We start from the raw sequence: 18114 nt of genomic DNA on the forward strand, positions 1-18114 counted from the left end.
ATTTAAAAGTTAATATTCAGACCCAGACATACAGAGAATAAATCCGGATACCCCAATGTCAGATCTTCACAATTGAAATAATCAATCTTATCTATAGAAAATACATTCTGAGCCTTAGCATAAATCTGAAGTTTATCTAATTTCATCTTTTTCACCCATTTCTGCGGCAGATTATAATAGACATTCAGATTACGTAATTTCAAGAATGAACCATCTTCAATCCATTGTGTACTAGTCTGATAATTATTTTCATTCGACAATGTAGAAAGACGGGGTACATTGGCGACATCTTTCATAGCTTCCGTCCAACGAATCTTATCTTTCAAATACCAAGTCGCGATATTGGTATTGCCATTACGTAAGGGCTGATGTACATTTGCCACATTCAATTGTTTGGTCAGCCCACTCACTCCATTAAAGACCATATCCATTCCAAAGCCTTTATATTCGAATCCCAGATTCAAGCCGAACACCATTTCGGGCACCGTCGTAGACTTGCCGATTGCTACCCTATCCTCACTATCTATCCTTCCATCTCCATTCTGGTCTTTATATTTCACATCTCCCGGACGAACCACCGAAAATGTTTGTTCCGGGCTCTTGGCAATATCCTCCTCATCACGGAAATAACCGACGGCTTCCAATCCGAACAATTGTCCTACTTTATGTCCGCGTGTATATAAATAGTCGTAAGGCTGATAGGCCTGTCCGTTTTCAACAATCTCACTATCATTCAATGCCCAATTCGCATTTACAAAATAATTGAAATCCTTATGTTGTCCAGTCCATCCCAAACTCAATTCTACACCACGGCTCTTTACTTCACCTATGCAGGCTTTCGGCGGGTCGATGCCTAATATGCCGGACACATTATTATTAGCAACTAAAATATTAGTACGATGGTCATAGTACACCTCCGCCGTTGCCGTGAAGTTCTTCCATAAACGCAAGTCTATTCCCACATTATATTTGTCTGCAGTCTCCAGATTCAAGCCATATACAGGTAACCTTTGTTCTTTCAAACCATTGACTACTGTCATACCATCTCCGAAAGGATATCCTGTACCCCCTGTCCAGAAATAATTCCCCAATCCATAATCAAGTTCATCTACCGCAGAACGTCCCCAAGAAGCCCGAAGTTTCAACAAGTCCAAGTTAGAAGCCCCTTTCAGGAAATCTTCGTTAGCCAGATTCCAGCCGGATAGAAACGGAACTTATCGCCTTTCAACAGAACACTTGTACCATAATAATTACCGACAACATCTACCATATAACGGTTGTCATAATTATAACCGACAAATCCCATTACATTCTGCCGATAGTAAGAGGCGTTATTTTCCAACGGCTCTTTCATATCCTGCCGATAGACAGCCGAAGCCGACAACTGATGCTTACCGGATGTATAGTCATAATTCAATTTAGCCTCAACACTGGCACGTATCAATTGGGCAGACAATACAGACTTGGTTATCTGCACCTTGCTATCCGTACCATAAGTCTCACTTACAGGGAGTCCCTCTTCCGACAGATAACCGACTTCATACTTATAGGTCTTACTACCTATATCCTGAAAAGTGGCAGTATTATCATAAGCGACAGCCACTTCCGCACTCAACCCCTTCAGGAACATAGAGAAATCTTGAGTAATCCGCATATCTGTTTCCAACATACGACGGTTTTCCTGTACATATCCCACATCTGCAATAGCCGCAATCGGATTCATCTTAAAAAGCGTATTACTCCCCCAATTATTATTCAGCGTCTTCACCGGAAATGCAGCGGCAGGTACTTTATAAAAATTCTGGAAGATGGTATTAATATCCGTATTCGGTCGCTTATCTTCCCCAATAATGCCATATAAGCCAAACTTCATTCGGGTGCTGGAAGTGATATCCACATCCAAATTCATACGCAGTCCTAACTCATAAGTCCGTATCTGAGAATTATAACGATCCGAATAGTGAGTATAATCTTCATTCAACAAACCAAACTTATTCTTATAATCCAACAACGCCATATACCGTACTCTTTTTCCGCCACCACGCATCATTACATTAAACTGATTGTTTTCGCTGAAATTCCTCGTACCCTCTTCATACCAGTTGACGTTCGGATAATAATTCGGATTCGTACCATCCTTAAACCGTTCCAAGTCTCTTTTCGTGTATTGTAACGGCAAACCATCATAATACAACGCTTCGTTCTGCGCCATAGCATATGTATAAGCATCCGCCATTTCCGGCCGGTTGACAGGAAAATCAAAACCATGACGATAGTTCACATCCACATCAAACGAATTATAAATACCTCTTTTTGTATTCACCAAGATTACTCCATTAGCCCCTCTGGCACCCATCAAAGCCGTAGCGGCACCATCTTTCAAGACTTGGACGGACTCTATTTCTTCTATTGTCATATTAGTCAGTCCCCGTTCAAATCCATCCACCAACACCAAGGGAACTCCGCTACCCAAACCACCACGACCACGTATATTCATGCCAGCATTAGCATCCCAACCCACCGTTTGAGTCAGATGAAGCCCTGATATCAATCCGAAAAGCGCATTATTCACCCGGTCGGGAGAAGTCGCGTTCTTTTCCAGCAAGTCAGCATAAATAGCAGTCACAGACTGGGTTTGGGTGTCTTCTGTCCGCTTTAGAAATCCCAAATCAACAACCGCGTCTTTCTTGATATCAAACACCAAATTCAGGGTATCCCCTGTGATTTTAATCCGCTTGGTTGCTACATCTGCATAATTCAGTTCTATATAATCACCTTTCTTCAACAGGAGTGAAAACAAACCGTCTTCATCAGTGACATTGTTATTTTTGAATTCTCCTACCTTTGATACCTTTACACCCGAAAGAGGTTTACCGGAGCCATCTTTCACAATGCCATTCATCATCTCCTGCGCCACCAGACTTACCGAAGAGATGAATAACAAGCCTATCGTAAATAATAATTTATTCATAATCAAATCGTTTAATTAACCTTATTACCAGCCGGGATTTTGAATCAATCCATATTTCTTATTGATTTCGCTTACAGGAAATGGCAGTAAATACCAATATTCATTCCAATAATATTTAATATCGTCACGCGTACTCACTGCATACTCGAAGCCACTTCCGACCTTCGTCGTTTCCAGCATTTCCATGGGACGTGTAGCCCATTCCGCTCCCTTTTTATGACGCATCATATCAAAGTAGCGAACATCTTCCTGTCCGAATTCACGGGCACGTTCATCCAATAAGTAGTTCAACAATGCATCACCTTGCGGCACCTTAGCGGAAGTTACCCCCGGCAACCCTGCACGTTCGTGCACGAGGTTCAGATAATCATAAGCGGTCTTCTCAAATTCATCGGGCACGTTAGCCTTCCCCAATTGGTTCATAGCTTCGGCTATACTCAAATAAATCTCAGGCATACGAATCATGGGACAAGAGTAAGGCTTACCTTTCATCTCATTCTTCTTATCACGAATAAACTTGCGGAATCCATAACCAAATTGAGTTTTCTTCTGCACAGAACTTCCCGAACCATATCCTTCGCGTCCACCTTTATAAACTTCTGCTGTTCGCCCCTGCCATTTATCACCATTTACAAGCAAGTTCTCATATAAACGCACATCACGGTTCGGCTGTCCTTTTTCATCAAAAAACGGATGCACACGGTGTATCTGATTATTCCAATCGAATGTAGAACCATCCTTCCATTGGAACATATCCGCATAATTTCCACGCGGGATACCATAACCGGATTCATACATACGGAACGGTTTATCTACGCCATCATAAGTTCCCCAACGGAAAGAAGCCATCACAACCTCCTGATTGCCTTTCGTAAAATAGCCGTTTACATAGTCCTCTCTGGGATTCCCTGTATTTTCAATCCGATAATAATCACCATTCTGCATGTTCAGGCGCAAGAACTCTCTTCCTGCCTCCAAAGCAGCCTCCCAACGGCTATCCTGCTGATTTCCATACCAAGTCAGAAGTTCAGTAGCCGCCTGTCCGTCATAATAGGGTACTTTATTATTAAATAATGGACTGGCAACAAATAAGAGTAAACGGAACTTCAACGCTTTAGCAGCGGCTGCTGTCATATGTCCATATTCTTCAGCGGTGGTAGACCAAGGCAAATCGGTTGCCGCCTCATCCAACAACGCAACTGTTTTATTGACTGTTTCCTCCAACGTCAGACGAGGAAACTGGAAAATCTCATCTGCCGCATACGCGTGGTCTATCCAAGGCATGCCACCATAGAAACGAATCATTTGAGTATAGTGAAAAGCAATGACTACCTTGGCTTCCGCTTTTCGAATACGCTTTTCGTCATCAGTCATATCGGGAACTTTATCTACATTTTCAATATAAATATAAGCCTTCCTTATACCAAAAGAAGGATTTCCCGTCACTTCAGTAATCTGTGAATGAAAAGGGAAATAGGGAAAGTTAATACAACTGGAAGAAGAATTAAAGTCTCCGCGTGTCCATGAGATTGGTTGTGCATATCCTATATCAGTATATCCATCCAAAATAAGCCCCTCCGGATGACACCCTCTCAAGGTAGGCATAAAATCCCACAAACTCTTATAAAACTGGTTTAGGGCCTGATCTGCATACTTTTTAGAAGAAAACACCGTATCAATAGATACATCATCACTATTGGGCTTCTCCAAAAAATTATCACCGAACTTCAGGTCTTCACATCCGATGAATAAGCTAGCCAGAAGTCCGCATAGAATAATTAAACTTTTGTTTTTCATAATAATCATTTTAAAAAGTTACATTCACTCCCAAGCTGAAGATTTTCATAATAGGATACGTATTCGTATCACGTGTCAATTCTCCTTCGGGATCAAAAACTTTCAATTTGTCAAATGTCAAGAGATTATAGCCGGTAAATTGAACCGTCAACTTAGAGGCGCCGATAGCTTTTAAAATCTTCTGTTGAGTAATATTATATCCAATCGTCAGATTTTTCAATTTGATGTATGAAGCATCTTTCAACCATACGCTCGATGTCTCTTGGTTAGTCGAACTTGCAATGGACAAACGGGGATACACAGCCGTTGCTGCTGTTTCAGGTGTCCAACGCCCGTCAGCCATATATTGATAAAGTACCTGCCCCTCATAAAAAGGACGTTTATAAGCATTTGCCATCTCAATATCACACTGGGCTACTCCCGTCCAGTTCATGGAAGCAAAAAAGCCTTTATATTCTCCACCCAAATTTAAACCGAACGTATAAGCCGGGCGTTTAGGGTTTCCTATTTTGGTCTGGTCGTCATTATCAATGATATTATCACCGTTCAAATCTGCAAACTTAATATCACCGGGATATTTTTTCCCCTGCGGTTGCGGCAGATCCGCACGAACATTACCATCCGCATCAAAGTCATCCTCATTATAGAACCCTTGTGCCAGATATCCGAAACGGGCTCCCACCTCGTGTCCGGTACGCCACATATAAGGTTCGTTCGGTTCTACTTCATCCTGATAAATAATTTTATTTTTAGAATAAGAGACATTTGTATTTATATAATATGAAAAGTCCTTAATACGATCATTCCATTTTAAATCAACTTCATATCCTTGATTATTGACTTCACCCATATTAACCACAGGTAATATGCCATTCATTGCAATCAAGGAAGGAACAGTGCTGCGTTGTATCAGAATATCACGACGATTTTCCCGGAAATAATCAAATGTCAACTTCAAACGGTCATTGAAGAAATAAGCGTCTATACCGTAATTCTGCTTTAAGGCAGTTTCCCAGGTTACATTCGAATTTCCCAGCATAAGTTCTTTCGCAGCTGTCTGATAGGCTGTATTCGTCAATCCGAAAATATACCCGTTCTTATCCTGATAGGCTTTCTGCAGCCAGTCGGAATTATTTATTGAATAAGAGTCCGGCAAATAAAGGAAGCGGTTACTGGACATATTGTCATTACCGACCAATCCGACAGAAGCACGCACTTTCAGATAGGTTAAGAAATCATTTTTAGGAATGAATTTCTCTTCTGTTATAACATAGCCGATAGAACCTGCAGGGAATGTACCAAAACGTTTATCCGGCGCAAAATTCTCGGAACCATTATAGCCAATATTAAATTCTGCTATATATTTCGTCTTATAATCATAAGTCAAACGACCTACCAAGCCAACATAAGCAGTCGGGACATCCCAAAACTTATTAGGATAATTAGGATAGTACTTTTTACTTTGGTTGTACAGCAATAAGGCACCGACATTATGTTCTCCGAATTTGCGATTATAACGAATGCTTCCTTCCACATACCAGTCACGGGCACGTTTTTTATCTCCGGTTCCATACGTTTTCATCATATTTTCCCCCGTTATCCGATACACAAGACTCTTATCAAAATCAGGGTCTTCAACATCAAGTCCCGATCCGTCTATTTCGGATTTATAAAAAGGAGTATATGTTTCCACATGTCCCCGTACGGTTTTGATGTAAGAGTAATCCGTATTATATGCCCCTTTCGCTTCAATAGAAAGCCCCTTGGTTATAAAATCCAGATTTTGAGACAAGTTCAAATCGAATGTCATATTATTCGAGACTTTGCGGTCATAACCATAGCCATAAAATCCATTAATTACTTGATTCTCCATTTTAACTCCGGGAAAACGTGTACTCTGTGTCACCACTTTTTTCCCGTCGACAATTCCCGGAGATGAGAATGGCAACGACCACGTAAGTTGTTTCCATACATTGCCACTGCCTCCCGGGTCACGCTGGTTGCCTACAATTCCGCCCATGCCGAACTTTAACGTAGTGGTGCGTGTGAGGTTTACATCAAGATTGGCACGATAGTTATAACGGGTATAGCTGTAATTGTTATCATAATCAAGCCCGTCCAGTTGTTTAAACAAACCATTCTGAAACAAAAAACCTAACGATACAAAATAACGGATATCTTTTGTTCCTCCGGAAATACTTACATTATGTTGGGTTTGAACAGCAGCCTTATTCATCAAATAATCATACCAGTTCACATTGGGATACAGAATAGGAGAATCCCCCAAACGAAAACGTTCCATATCATACTCCGAGAAAGCCAGCTGGTCATCTGCAACTCCGTCATTACGTTGTGCCTCTCTGAATAAAGAAGCGGTTGTATAGCTGTCTGCCACATCCAATATACGGGTAGGCATCTGAATGCCGACATTCGAGCTAATCGAAATTTTGGCCTTTCCTTCTTCTCCCCGGCGAGTAGTGACCAATATGACTCCGTTTGCACCGCGCACTCCGAATACAGCCGTAGCCGAAGCATCTTTTAATACATTAATAGATTCTATCTCGTTAGGATCCATTTGATAGAAAGAACGCTCCACGCCATCCACAAGAATAAGCGGAGCAGCTCCCCCTTCCGTCAATGAACCTACACCACGTACAAATATTTTCGCATTGTCAGCTCCCGGTTGTCCACTTGCCTGCATGGAAGAAACTCCCGGCAACTGCCCTGCCAACGAATTGGTGACACTGGCACTAGGGGATTTCAGTAAAGCCTCCGTACCGACACTTGATATAGCACCGGTCAATGTCGCCTTTTTCTGCACACCATATGCCACAACCATTACTTCGTCCAGACTTTGTACATTTTCCTGTAAACGTACGTTAATCCCCCTTCGGGAGTTTACTTTTATTTCTTGTGACTGGTAACCAATAAATGAAACCGATAAAATTGAATTTCCATCAGGTACCGTTATTGTATAACGGCCGTCAATATCTGTGATAACTCCTGTGGAAGTCCCTTTCACTTGTACAGTAGCACCAATAATAGGTTCGCCACCCTCACTCGTAACAACCCCTGTAACTATTATACTTTTGTTCTGTTGCAAAGCGGAACTGACCCACTCTTTGCCGGTGTCACTGCCCGACAAAATCCTACCCGTCTCTGCGGAATAACAAATCTCGCCCCACAAAGACGACCTGATACATACGGCGATAAATAAAACCTTCCGCATGCGACCTGTTAAGATGTTTTTCATACTTTGATAATGTTAAATAGTTAAACAAAAAGCATCATTATAATTTCTGCTTAAATTTGAAAACCAGCGATTCATTCTTCAATCCTTTCGGCAGAGTTACTGTCACTTTGCCGTCTTTCGTCCGATACTTCACGCTACGACCGTTTTGAAGCAATACCATCTTGCCGGCAGGTTCATTTCCTTCCCATACAATTTCCTGCGGCAATTCCACATTGTCCGGCAGTGCATAGATAGCATACAGTGTCTTTCCATCTTTGTTAGCCGTGAACCAGATATTCTCACTTTGATAGACAGGAGTAGTGCGTGTGTTGTAAATTGCTTCACCATTTATTTTCAGCCATTGCCCTATCTCTTTCAAACGCTGTATTCCCTCTTCCTCGATAGTACCTTCCGGTGTAGGTCCCACGCCCAAAACCAAAGAACCGCCTTTGGCTACAATCTCCGTGAGAATATTGATTACTTGAGCTGCCGACTTGTAAGGAGCGTCTTTCCACCACCCCCAATGATTAGTCAGTGTGATGCAACTTTCCCAAGGATGCTCCAGTTGTTCTTTAGGAATGGTCAGTTCCGGCGTTTGGTAGTTTTCGTTCCGGCCGGGCACAGTCCGGTCCACCGCTATCAATCCGGGTTGATATTCGCGTGCCTTATCTATGATTTGATCCATTTTGATGTCTTCCTTGGGAGCTCTTACCCAGCCTCCGTCCAGCCAAAGAAGGTCTACCCGACCATAACGCGTCATGAGTTCATTGATTTGATTAGCCGTATATTCTTGAAAACTTTTCCATTTATCCGGATTCAGCTTGATGTCATAATTCACATTCCGGGTGGGCGTTGCCCTGTCTCTACTCCAGTAATCATTGCAATGCCAGTCGGGCTTGGAGAAGTAAGCACCTATCATAAAGTCTTTCTGACGGAAAGCATCAAACACTTGATAAGTCACATCTTTTAAAGGATTGTTTTTAAAAGGTCCTTTAGCTATCGAGAAATCAGTTTCCTTCGTATCAAACATACAAAAACCATCGTGATGTTTGGTAGTGAAAATCATATATTTCATACCGGCATCTTTCATAATGTCCGCCCATACTTCCGGAGCAAACTTCGTTGGATTGAAAGACTCGCTTAATCCCCAATACCATTTTTTAAAATCATCATAAGGCATATCACCGAAGATTTTAGTGCGGCGTGGAATAAATCTTTCTTCCGAACACAACAGCCACGACTCGAAAGTACCCGGTACGGAATAAAGTCCCCAGTGGAACAGTACACCGAATTTCAAGTCTCGCCATTGATCTAATTTCTGCAGTACTGCCGGGTCTGTCGGATATTCATAAGAGGTGGATGATTTGTGCACATACCCTTGATCTTTAATATCACTTTGCTGTGCACATACATTCCAGGAAAAAGAGAGTCCGAACAAAGCAGCCAATACCACTTTCATGCTTTTCATTTTTCTCATACTTACCGTTGTTTTAGAGGTTTTAAATTTCACCGCTAAGATATGAGGATTGAAATGAAAGGGTGTTTTGTATCATTTTTTGTTTGTCCGATAACTGCCAGAAGAGTGCTAAAAACTATCAAATCTTTTTAGATTTTATCCAGAAGAACCTTCAAGCGGCATTTTTCCGTTCCGGCAACATTTTATCGCCCTTTCCTTTCATAATATACAAATGTTTATTACCTTTGCATAGTAGTTCATTGAAGTAATGATCGATCAGCAAGAGCTAAAGGCTCAAATAGAACATGTTAAACGCGTTTTAACGTTCTATTCTCTATATGGAGATGAAGTGGTAGAACAAGGATTCTCCAGAAGAGAATTGGAAAAGCTAATAGACATTCAGCTGGATAAGCTGAACGAATTGCTTCGACAGTTGAAAGATTAAAAAGCTCCCCTCAGCAGGGGAGCTACTTCATGAATTAATAAAAAAGAAAGGAGAAAATATGGATTTATCACAGAAACAGTATGCTAAAGAACAGTTAGACGGGCTTTTACAAGAATTCTGTTCTTTACAATCTTCACAAGATGAAGCAGATTTCTCAAAGAAGATGAAGTCTATTCTTTCCAATAAGAATGAAAAAGAAAAAGAAATCTTTGCGGAAGTATTTGTAGAAGGTGCCAAAGAAGCCATTGTGCAATCGGAGTCTATCATAAAAGAGACTAATCTACGTTTAACTTTAGACAATATATTTCCAGCAATTTCATGGTCTTATATTGCATCTAATTATTTTAAGAAATCCAGATCGTGGTTGCACCAGCGAATCAATGGGAGCGTTGTAAATGGAATACCTGCAAAATTCACAGATGACGAAAAGAAAATCCTAATAAAAGCATTGAATGATTTAGGTATAAATATAAAAAAAACAGCTCAACTTATTGAGCAAACTTCATAGAACTACACAATCGAGAGGTATCTGTCATTTTCAGATACCTCTTATCATTTAAACTATTTTCTCTGTTTTTTCACATAATCAGAAGGCATGCAACCCATATACTTTTTAAAACTAGTAGAGAAATAAGAGCGGGATGCAAAACCTACCATGGCACTCACTTCAGATATGGAGTAACGCCCGTCCAACAGTAATTTGCACGCCATATTGAAACGTATCCGCCGAATAAAATTTGCCGGCGGTTCACCCGATATGGAATTCATTTTGTAGTATAATGACGAGCGACTCATAAAAAGCTTCTCCGCAAGGTCATCGGCTGTAAAGTCTTCATCAGAGATGTTTTCTTCCACAGTCTGAATGGCTTTGGTTATAAATTCCTCATCCAGCTTATTCGAAGTCATTTTTGCCGCATCAATATCAATCGTACTGGAATAATAGTATCTCAAACGCTGCCTGGCTTTCAGGATATTATTAATCTTCCCTTTCAGAAGATTAATAGAAAATGGTTTGGGGATATAATCGTCCGCGCCTGCCTGAATACCCGCAGTCTGTGCCTCAAGACTACCTTTCGCTGACAACAAAATAACCGGAATATGGCAAGTTTGCATGTTCTTCTTCACAATCTCACATAACTTAATACCATCTATTCCCGGCATCATCACATCAGAAAGAATTAAATCCACTTTCTGTTCCTTCATCATTTCCAGTGCTTCTTCCCCGTTTCCGGCTATCAACGTGATATACTCCGATTTAAAATTATCCTTCAAATAATCAACCATTTCCTTATTATCATCCACCAGCAGGATAGTCGCTCTCCCCTCTTCTTCCCTACCATCCGGTTTCTCTATGTCAGTGGTATTAACTACAACCTCTTCCATGTAGGAAACATCCATAGGAGAATACATAGGTTCTGATAAAGTGAAGGCCGCTTCCGTGTCCTGTTTTTGTTCTTCAGCCGGAAATATGTGGATGTCTACCGGCAAAATCACCCTGAATTCTGTAAATTTTCCGATTTCACTAGCGACCTCTATCGTGCCCCTATGCTTGTCTATCAACAATTTCACCAAAGACAAGCCAATGCCGGAACCTTTCTGATTATCGTCCACTTGGTAAAAGCGTTCGAAAATACGGGAAAGTTTCTCTTCCGGAATACCTATACCGTTATCACGTATCGCAAATCCGTAGACAGACTCCTTCTTCCACAATGATAATGAGATTTCTCCGCCGTCAGGAGTAAACTTAAACGCATTGGAAAGCAAATTCATCAATATCGTTTCCAAATACATCCTGTCAACAGGAAATAATTCATCTTTCAAATCCGAACGGAAATGGAAATTAATATTTCGTTTCCGTGCATTCTCTATAAATAAATTGAATACATTCATTACCATGCTCTCAACCGGCCCTGAAACGATATTGATAGGTAATGTTCCCGATTCTGCCTTCCTGAAGTCAAGTAGCTGATTGACAATATGCAATAATTTCTGTCCATTCTTATAGACATAAGACAATTTTTGTTGCACAGCGGGATCGAAAGAGTTCTTTTCGCCCAACAATTCCTCTAACGGAGCTAATATCAGACTTAAAGGTGTGCGCAATTCATGAGACATATTAATATAAAAACGGACTTTCTCCTGACTGATTTCTTCTATCTTATTCCGTTCGATATGCTCAATCTGTACCTGCATCCTCATCTTGGCACGAACAATAAAGAAATAAAATACAAAAGCTAAAATACCGATGATAAAGAGGAAAAACAACGTTTTTGCCCACCACGTCTGATACCACATCGGAATAATATCAATAAAAAATTCTGCAGGGATTTCTGACCATTGTCCACTGTCACTACATGCCTTTACTTTAAAAACATATCTACCCGGAGACAAATTCCAATAGTTCACTCCACGACTTCCCGCCCATGTAGCATAAATCCAGTCCGAATCGTACCCCTCCAGCTTATAGGCAAACTTGTTACGGCTGTTTGACAGGTAATTTATTACAGAAAAAGTGATTCTGAACATTTTGAGTTCCGAAGGAAAAGAGACTCCCAGCAACTTCCCGTTGTCAGCCTGATAAAAATCGACATCTCCGTCTTTAGCTTGCCTTATGGGGAGATTCTGTATGGACAATCCGGTTATCACTGCGTTAGGCGTAAAAGGAGTGCCGGAGAAGTGTTCGGGATTAAAAAAGACGACTCCATTCAAAGTCCCTAAAAAGAAAGTGCCGTCTTTTGAGCTACATACTGCCGACTGCATAAATTGATTGTTCGGCAAACCATCTTGTTTGACATAGTTGCAGAAATTCTTTTTATGTAAATCAAAACAGGAAAGTCCCCTGCTCGTTGTGAGCCACAACCGCCCTTTTTTATCTTCCAAAATACCGCTGATACAGTCATCGGGCAAACCGTCGCTCATAGAATAACGCTCCCATGAAAGAGAGGTTCCTTCTTTATAGCGGTACAATCCGGAAGAAGTGCCTACCCAAATGACATGGCTAGTGTCCTCATATACACACAACGCCTGTATCAGGCCAAGAGAATAAGCCCCTGCCGAATCAGCCATCACTCGCATTTCTCCATCAGCACACATATACAAGCTTTCTTCCGTGCCAATCCAGACACGCCGTCTTGAATCACGGAACAAAGTAGAGACAAGCACACCTTTCAATTGAGGATATCTGACTGCCAAAGGATGCAAAGAGATTTGTCTTGTTTGATAATCAAAACGATATAAACCAGCCATCGAACCAATCCAAAGTGTACCATCGTCTCCATCCAACAGTGAATAGCAACTATTTTCCAAGGATGCGGCACCGGGAATATCATAATTACTTATATGTCCAGTCTTGACGTTCAAATGACTCAACCCGCCGCTATGCATACCGATATAAACAGAACCATTTTTCTTGGGAAACACACATTTAATGTTATTCGAACGTAAGGAGCCGACTTTGTTGCCTTCATCGGAATAACAAGTGAAATGCCCGGTTGTCCTGTCATAATGATTCAACCCTCCATCATTTGTACCAATCCAAAGATTATTGTCAAAAGGATCTTCCGCTATGCAACTGACAGTATTGTCACTCAATGAATTACGATAGACAGAATGTTGCAGGACACGAAAATCAGGAGCTAATACATGATAATAATTAAGCCCTCCGTGATAGGTGCCTACCCACATTCCTCCCTGATGATCCCTTAGAAGAGAACGTACAGAATTATGTCCCAAAGAAGAAGGGTCTTCATAGGAAAAGCGATATTGCGAAATACTTTTTGTATCCGGTTGGAGAATCAGCAGTCCTTCTACCGTTCCAATCCATAATCTTCCCCGATCATCCAGTTGAAGAGCCCGGACAGCATCAGAAACAAACTGTTTCGGATAATTTTTCCGGTTATAATGTTCTCGAACCTGAAATTTGTCATCTATCAAATATACTCCGTTCGTCAATGACGCCAGCCAGCAATTCCGGGTCTTATCATCATAAATGATACTGGAGATTACTTCATTTTTTAATTCAGGAAGCAATTGAACAATATTACCATTACGAAAATAATAGAAACAAATACCTTTTGAAGTTCCAAGTAATGCCCCGTCTCCTATAGCACGAACGGAATAAACATTCTTCCCTTCTAACTGGGGGAGCATTTTCATCTTGCCATCCGTTTTCTCAAAAAGAACCAATCCCCGATTGGTTCCTAACAACAACTGTTCCCTATCTGCCGGCTCTTCTATGGCAAATACCTGAACCGACTGATTGCCCGGTAATGAGTAATTTGTAAAATCATTACCTATAATATTATACCGGGAAAGTCCGACCATTGTCCCAGCCCACACAGTTCCCTTTCGGTCAGTATAAAGAGAATAGATGTAGTTATTCCCCAAACTGGCAGTATCGCCCAAAGATTTATAAAAGGACGCAAAGCGGAAACCGTCATGCCAGTTCAATCCTTCAGTAGTGCCCACCCATATCTTATTGTTATGATCTTGAGTTAAAGCAAGCACTGTATTGTACGACAATCCATCATCTACAGACAAACGTTTAAAACGAACTGGAGCCTCATCTGCCAATAAAGTAGATATCGGAATAAATTGGAAACAAATGGCTAAAACAATCAAATAACAAATTTGTATATATCGGTTTTTCATAAGTAATCACGGTTCAAGAACATTTTAACTCAAACAAAGATATATATTTCCAGCCACTTTTATCACATATATCCGTTAGCTTTAATATCTTTATATCGTTTCAAAGCCTCCAGATAATAATAATCGGCATAAATCAATGGGGTGTCGACTTCACTATTATGCGGAAAGCTACCCACCGAATGCATGAGAATAAATCCGTGATTTTCTCCTTCCCTTGCCAAGTATGTTTCTGAAGAAAGCTGTTTTAAGATTTGCCCGGCATAACGGAAATATTTCCGCCCTTGTTTTTTGTCCCCATAACCGCTTAATTCCAACAAGGCGGAAGCTGTAATGGCAGCCGCCGAAGCATCGCGAGGTTCATTGGGAATGTTCGGAGCATTATAATCCCAATAAGGAATAAAGTCTTTTTCGGACGGGCAATGGCTCATTATAAATTCAGCGATCTTATAAGCCGCTTTCAGATAAGTTTGTTGTTTTGTGAAACGATAACACATGGTATATCCATATACGGCCCAAGCCTGACCACGTGCCCAAGACGATTCATCATCATATCCCTGGTAAGTACCCTTCGACTCAACTGTACCATCTTCCGGCAAATAACTGACTACATGATAAGATGTCATATCTTCCCGAAAATGATTCTTCAGTGTTTTGTCGGCATGTGCTATGGCAATTTCCCGATACTTCGGATTACCAGTCTGTTCCGATGCCCAGAAAAGCATCTCCAGATTCATCATGTTATCAATAATGACAGGATAACTCCAATTGCCAAAGTCCCAGGAACGAATCAATCCGACTTGCGGTTCAAAGCGCGTACAAAGGCTTTCGGCAGCGCGAACGAGAATCAGGCTGTCCGCAGATTCCGGTTTTAGACGGATGCCCTGCCCATAACTACAAAACATCATAAACCCCAAATCGTGATTTTTCGTATAATATTGCATCGCTTCCAGACGGTCAGTGTACAAACGTGCCTGTTTTGCCAATTCCTCCTTAGCTGTAAGCTCATACGCCAGCCACAAGGAGCCCGGGAAAAAACCGGAAGTCCAATCCAAAGGTTTTTCCAAGCGATATTTTCCATCTTTCAAAGAACGTGGGAAACAGAGGGTATCCGGTTCATTTTTCAACTTTTCTGCCATATAGAGCAATTGATGTCCGGATGTATTCACCGCACGGTCAAACCATTTCATCTCATTTTCTTTCGGAACATTACAAGCAGCCAGGAAAATAATTCCTGTTGCCACCATTAGAAGTTTGCTATTCATTGTCTCAATCTATTTCTGTTATTACTTCTCCACATACCAACAACAAAGGTAGACTAACTTACAGACATCGGTTTTACAATACTCTCTTTTTATGTCCGTTTCCATATTAGTGGTGTTTGATTTTGTACAAAAGTTGTCCGTTTTCAGATATTCATAACCGTACTGAAATGAACTAAACTTAGTTTTTCTAAAACTTTATTGGTAGTATACAATGATTTAATCCCCGTTATACATAACTTTATTCGTCTGACAATTGTTAAACTTTCGTCTGATAACTGTTATTCTTTCGTCTAACAACTGTCAGACGAAAAAGAAACAGTTGTCAGACGAATAAAGCTATGCATCATTAACCATAAATCCATTAAGTATTAAAAATAAATCTGCGCAAGCTCGGAATTAGTTCATAACCCGTACGGAAATGAGCTAAATGACAATTTCCCAGTTAAACAAAATTACAACTCCCGTTCTTTGAGATATTGAAACGAAATATTACGAAAATAATGATTATCTTTGAACCACTAAAAGGAAAATAACAATGAATGACCTGCTTTGTAAACTCCCTATCGGGATACAGACCTTTGAGAAACTTCGTAAGGGTGATTATCTATACGTAGATAAGACAGAGCTTGTATGAAAAATAGCTTATACATCTACTCCATACTTTCTGAGCCGTCCACGCCGTTTCGGTAAAAGTCTTCTCCTCTCTACCTTTGAAGCCTACTTTGAAGGAAAGAAAGAAAGAACTCTTCGAAGGGCTTGCCATTGAAAAGTTGGAAACGGAATAGGAAAAGCATCCTGTCTGCATCTGGATTTGAATGCCGAGAAGTACGATTCTCCGGAAAGACTTTATGATATCCTCAGCCGTCAACTCACCTTATGGGAAATCCAATATGGCAAAGGAATAGACGTAAACACTCTTTCCAGCCGTTTTTCCGGTCTCATCCATCGTGCCTACGAACAAACCGGCAGCAGCGTCGTAGTCCTGATAGATGAATACGACAAACCTCTATTGCAGTTTCCTAATGATGAAGTCCGCTACGGCTTCATGAATTTCCTGGTACCGTTCTACACTGGAGTGAAGAATAACGTTCAAGGGTGAAACTATCAGGAGTCACCAATATCCACGCCCGATAACAACTTCTCCTATGAACAGGAACCAAAGGTAAATAACCGGAGTACACTCTACCTTCCCTGATTTCCAACGGATAAGTTGCAGACATCCGTTCATGTTCCTTCAAGGCTTCGCCTTCCGAAGGATGATAATCAATCATAAAACGTCCTGTTGAACCTGGGTGTACATAGCGGTCATACAAAAAACGCGCAATGACTCCCATATTCATGCGCAGATTGATTTCCACACAAGGATGAATCCGAAAAACCGGCTTCTCATCTTCAGGAAATCGGCAAACCATCATATCAACTCCAAGATAACCTTTATAAACGGTTCCTACCAACGCAGAAAGCCTATATTTCAAACAGTTCTCCAAGTCCGTCAGAACCTCTGAAGGAACATATTGTGAAAGTTGTCTTCGGATGCCCTCATTAGAAAGCAGACAGTTCCCTTCATACATTCCGCTCTTTCCGGTATGGAAGAGGGAATATCCCGCAAATGTCACTTCACCTGCGCCATCGGAATAAAACTCCATGGCAAAATCCTCTACCTTATTATATATAGGTTCTGCAATGACTCCACCCTGCGAAGCAGCCACACGCGTACACCAACCGGAGATAAAAGGAGTAAATATGCCTTTGCACCAGTTCAGACCTTTACCACTTCCCGAAAGCGGAGCTTTCAACAGGCAGCATTCCCGCCCTTCCACAAAAGCTTTCCATTCTTCCGGTGTCTTCAAATAATAAGATTCTCCGCAGAAATATTCATTCAGCTGTAATTCAGGGAGCAATGCAACAGCTTTAGAACGATGAGAATATTCCCGCCAAGCGTTTAATTGCTCCATAGAAGGAAGCAGGACTTCACTCCCCCCCAATCCTGACAGCCGTTTCCGCAAAGCTGCATCCCATCCCCAAGGGCGTATATCCAGATCCGCTTCGGAAGCAAGTTCAGGTTCTGTCATCAGATGTACGGAAAGTCCCAATAACTCTTGCATTCTTTTCAGATAGTCGAGATTATAAGCGGAAGGAGCCAGCACCGCACTTCCCTCTTCCGCATACCAAATCGGCAACAAAGCCAGTTCGAATGCCATCTGCCGTGCGGAAGCCGGTGCCATATAGTTCGTTTCACCGCTAGCCAATGCCAAATCATGTTCCGGGTTGAATATATAAAGAGTCTTTTTAGCCATTTCA

At 41.2% G+C, this 18114-nt stretch carries 9 protein-coding genes and 1 pseudogene; 2 read left to right on the top strand and 8 right to left on the bottom strand.

Annotated features, from left to right (window positions below; translation table 11 throughout):
- Positions 1–2 precede the first annotated feature (2 nt).
- From AB5443_RS18950 to AB5443_RS18970, 5 genes are read right to left on the bottom strand one after another with little or no spacing between them, the layout of a single operon-like run.
- Positions 3–1154, bottom strand: coding sequence for a TonB-dependent receptor (locus AB5443_RS18950; RefSeq protein WP_368114321.1), 1152 nt, complete (start codon positions 1152–1154; stop codon positions 3–5).
- 14 nt (positions 1155–1168) lie between these two features.
- Entirely contained in the window at positions 1169–2971 is a 1803-nt protein-coding gene (locus tag AB5443_RS18955) for a TonB-dependent receptor plug domain-containing protein (protein ID WP_368114320.1), read from the bottom strand.
- A 24-nt stretch (positions 2972–2995) separates the two neighbouring features.
- Entirely contained in the window at positions 2996–4768 is a 1773-nt protein-coding gene (locus AB5443_RS18960; RefSeq protein WP_277134196.1) for a RagB/SusD family nutrient uptake outer membrane protein, read from the bottom strand.
- Between the two features lie 10 nt (positions 4769–4778).
- Complete coding sequence (locus tag AB5443_RS18965) at positions 4779–8021, bottom strand: TonB-dependent receptor (protein WP_277134194.1); 3243 nt, start codon at positions 8019–8021, stop codon at positions 4779–4781.
- A 37-nt stretch (positions 8022–8058) separates the two neighbouring features.
- Positions 8059–9468: an alpha-L-fucosidase gene (locus AB5443_RS18970; RefSeq protein ID WP_277134276.1), complete on the bottom strand. Its 1410-nt coding sequence runs from the start codon at positions 9466–9468 to the stop codon at positions 8059–8061.
- Between the two features lie 491 nt (positions 9469–9959).
- Between AB5443_RS18970 and AB5443_RS18975 the strand changes: the two genes are divergently transcribed.
- Positions 9960–10409 (top strand): DUF5053 domain-containing protein, encoded by a 450-nt coding sequence (locus AB5443_RS18975; RefSeq protein ID WP_073342531.1) that lies wholly within the window; start codon positions 9960–9962, stop codon positions 10407–10409.
- A gap of 53 nt (positions 10410–10462) precedes the next feature.
- Here the strand turns inward: AB5443_RS18975 and AB5443_RS18980 are convergent, their stop codons facing one another.
- Together AB5443_RS18980 and AB5443_RS18985 are read right to left on the bottom strand one after the other, a co-directional pair.
- Positions 10463–14551, bottom strand: a complete 4089-nt coding sequence (locus AB5443_RS18980; protein ID WP_277134190.1) for a hybrid sensor histidine kinase/response regulator transcription factor — start codon at positions 14549–14551, stop codon at positions 10463–10465.
- A 62-nt stretch (positions 14552–14613) separates the two neighbouring features.
- Positions 14614–15813, bottom strand: coding sequence for a glycoside hydrolase family 88 protein (locus tag AB5443_RS18985; RefSeq protein ID WP_277134188.1), 1200 nt, complete (start codon positions 15811–15813; stop codon positions 14614–14616).
- A 535-nt stretch (positions 15814–16348) separates the two neighbouring features.
- Between AB5443_RS18985 and AB5443_RS18990 the strand changes: the two are divergent.
- Positions 16349–16912: pseudogene (locus tag AB5443_RS18990) on the top strand (AAA family ATPase).
- On the opposite strand, the gene AB5443_RS18995 reads toward AB5443_RS18990, so the two are convergent.
- Complete coding sequence (locus AB5443_RS18995) at positions 16857–18110, bottom strand: hypothetical protein (RefSeq protein WP_277134186.1); 1254 nt, start codon at positions 18108–18110, stop codon at positions 16857–16859. The pseudogene AB5443_RS18990 and the gene AB5443_RS18995 sit on opposite strands and share 56 nt — an antisense overlap.
- Between the last annotated feature and the right edge of the window lie 4 nt (positions 18111–18114).

The organism is Bacteroides sp. RTP21281st1_H5_RTP21281_210402, assembly GCF_040918965.1.
GTDB classification, from domain to species: domain Bacteria; phylum Bacteroidota; class Bacteroidia; order Bacteroidales; family Bacteroidaceae; genus Bacteroides; species Bacteroides congonensis.